The organism is Patescibacteria group bacterium (assembly GCA_038063375.1).
GTDB lineage: Bacteria > Patescibacteriota > Minisyncoccia > Phycocordibacterales > JANLHH01 > JANLHH01.
The window spans coordinates 2,529-4,157 of record JBBTVG010000033.1 but is presented as its reverse complement, the minus strand read 5'-3'; the positions used below and the strand labels follow the sequence as shown (position 1 = coordinate 4,157).

At 45.9% G+C, this 1,629-nt stretch carries 3 protein-coding genes; all 3 read right to left on the bottom strand.

Annotation, left to right across the window (positions count from 1 at the left end):
* Positions 1-87: 87 nt before the first annotated feature.
* Positions 88-465: a hypothetical protein gene (locus AAB523_03510; protein ID MEK7556321.1), complete on the bottom strand. Its 378-nt coding sequence runs from the start codon at positions 463-465 to the stop codon at positions 88-90.
* A 221-nt stretch (positions 466-686) separates the two neighbouring features.
* Positions 687-1,025 carry a hypothetical protein gene (locus AAB523_03505; protein MEK7556320.1) on the bottom strand — a complete coding sequence of 113 codons (339 nt, stop codon included), beginning with the start codon at positions 1,023-1,025 and terminating at the stop codon, positions 687-689.
* A 12-nt stretch (positions 1,026-1,037) separates the two neighbouring features.
* A partial coding sequence (locus AAB523_03500) for a sigma-70 family RNA polymerase sigma factor (protein MEK7556319.1) occupies positions 1,038-1,629 on the bottom strand: 592 nt, incomplete at its 5' end.

Here is a 1,629-nt window from a genome sequence, read left to right as displayed (position 1 = left end):
ATTATCTTCCTCTTTTCATTTACTACTCCAGTATACTGGAGTAGTAAAAGGGTTCTTCGTAACGGTAAACAAAAAAGCCGCTTGGTATCAAGCGGCTTTGGAAGTGTGGTGCTTTTGCAGTATGTACTGTTTTGTGAATTCTTTTGCTTTCCCGCACTCTTTCTCTTTGTGGTAACGGACTTCCTCTCTCGCCTCATCAACACTGATCTGCTGTTTTCTCAATAATTCAATGAGCCGGAGGCAATGTTTATGCCTGCCGGAGAGGAACAAGAGAAAACAATAGAGAAGTTCATCGCGCGACCCATCAAGAAACAATGCCTCAAGCGCTTCCTCAACGCTGAGAAGTTGTTTCTTTACTTTTTCAAGCACGTCCATCAAGGCTTTATTCTTCCACTGATATATTTCGGAAAGAAAGAGAGAGACATCCTCTCTGCCCGCTTGTCTTTGGATAACAGGTCCACACATAGCTACTACCTCCTTTGGTTGACTCCCTTTATACTACCCTCCGTAAAAGAGCGCGTCAACCGAGCACTACTTTTAATAACTCCTTCATTGGATATCTGCGGAAACAATGATTCCATTATGCGCCAAAAGCCTCATTTGTTTCAATAGTAAAAGTGGTGCTCGGTCAACGCGTACTCGGCACCCACAAGAATCTTGCGGAAGTCTGACTTCCATACTTCGGTTTACATGCGCATCCTGTTATTGTGGTGCCGTCGTATCACGGCATACTTATACATATCGTTTGCAAACCACAGAGCGAGGCAAATAATTCCCGCAAAAAGGATCTGCGTCATTAATTCCGTGCGCGAAAACGCCGTGAGCGCAAAAGAATAATTTGCGGAGACGTCAGTGATCGCCGGCGAATTGGTAAAAACCTGCGGGAGCGACACATAGTAAGCCGACTGCCATAGAAAGGTAGTGAGTATGTAAAACTTCAGCATCGTGGGGGTCGTCATGCGGCGAAGCGCCCAGATCGCATAGACTCTGCGCATGATGCTTTTTTTAAATTGCGTATCGTTCATATTAAAATCTTATCAGACAAGGGAGAGTTCAATTTTTTTAAATTCATTTTTCGCGCGGTGGATCCTTGTCTTTATGGCACCGACGGAAGTATGTTCAATTTCCGCGATCTCTTTGTGCGACTTGTCTTCCAAAAAATGGAGTTGGAGCAGTCGCCCGAGCGAAGAAGGCATCCGTGAGATCACCGAAGCGATGTAGTCAGAGAGCTCTCTTTTGCGATGAGAAGTCTCGCTTGATGCATCGGGCAATATTTCATATACCTCCATCTCAAGATGAACTTCCGCGACTCCCCTCTTTCGCATACTCTGGTACGAGGTGAATGCCGTGTTGTGCAATATCTTGTACGCCCACGATTTGAATGACGCGCCGGGCACGCTCTTGAAACGCGCGGCATTCACGTATATTTTGGTAAATGTTTCCTGCACGATGTCTTGCGCTTCTTCTCTTCCGCCGACAATGCGTTCCGCTCTCCTCAAAAACGCCTGTTGATATCGATCAACAAGCACCGCAAAAAATGTCGGGGAATCTATTGAGAGCGCGAGTATCTCCTCGTCGCTTCTTATTGAAACAGAGTCCATAGTATGTGAAAGTTGCCGTGACATGGTT

Excerpts from the sequence above, each read along its gene's own strand:
- AAB523_03510 (MEK7556321.1), bottom strand. The coding sequence starts at position 465 with ATGTGTGGACCTGTTATCCAAAGACAAGCGGGCAGAGAGGATGTCTCT.
- AAB523_03505 (MEK7556320.1), bottom strand. The coding sequence starts at position 1,025 with ATGAACGATACGCAATTTAAAAAAAGCATCATGCGCAGAGTCTATGCG.